Below are 447 nucleotides of genomic sequence, written 5' to 3'. Positions count from 1 at the left end.
CCACTTCCAGCTTCGAGGCGAAGGTCGCCTGCGGCAGGTCCGCCAGCGCCGCCAGCATCTGCCCGGTCTGGTTGCAGTCGTCGTCGATCGCCTGCTTGCCCAGGATCACCAGGCCCGGCTGCTCCTTGTCGACGAGGGCCTTCAGCAGCTTGGCCACCGCCAGGGGCTGCAGTTCCTCGTCGGTCTGCACCAGGATCGCGCGGTCGGCGCCGATGGCCATCGCCGTGCGCAGGGTCTCCTGGCATTGCTGCACACCGCAGGACACGGCGATCACCTCGGTGGCGACGCCCCTCTCCTTCAGCCGCACCGCCTCTTCCACGGCGATCTCGTCGAAGGGGTTCATGCTCATCTTCACATTGGCGATGTCCACACCGCTGCCGTCCGACTTCACGCGGACTTTCACGTTGTAGTCCACCACCCGCTTGACCGGGACCAGTACTTTCATGC

The 447-nt window shown here is 66.0% G+C and carries 1 protein-coding gene; it reads right to left on the bottom strand.

Translation table 11 applies throughout. From position 1 onward, the window contains the following. Nucleotides 1–445: electron transfer flavoprotein subunit beta/FixA family protein (locus WG923_RS30350; protein ID WP_340354775.1), on the bottom strand; the 445-nt coding region annotated here is incomplete at its 3' end. Between the last annotated feature and the right edge of the window lie 2 nt (nt 446–447).

It is taken from the genome of Ramlibacter sp. AN1133, assembly GCF_037890035.1.
Classification (GTDB): Bacteria; Pseudomonadota; Gammaproteobacteria; order Burkholderiales; family Burkholderiaceae_C; genus Ramlibacter.
The sequence above is the reverse complement of the archived record's forward strand: the minus strand, read 5'-3'. Positions and strand labels throughout refer to the sequence as shown.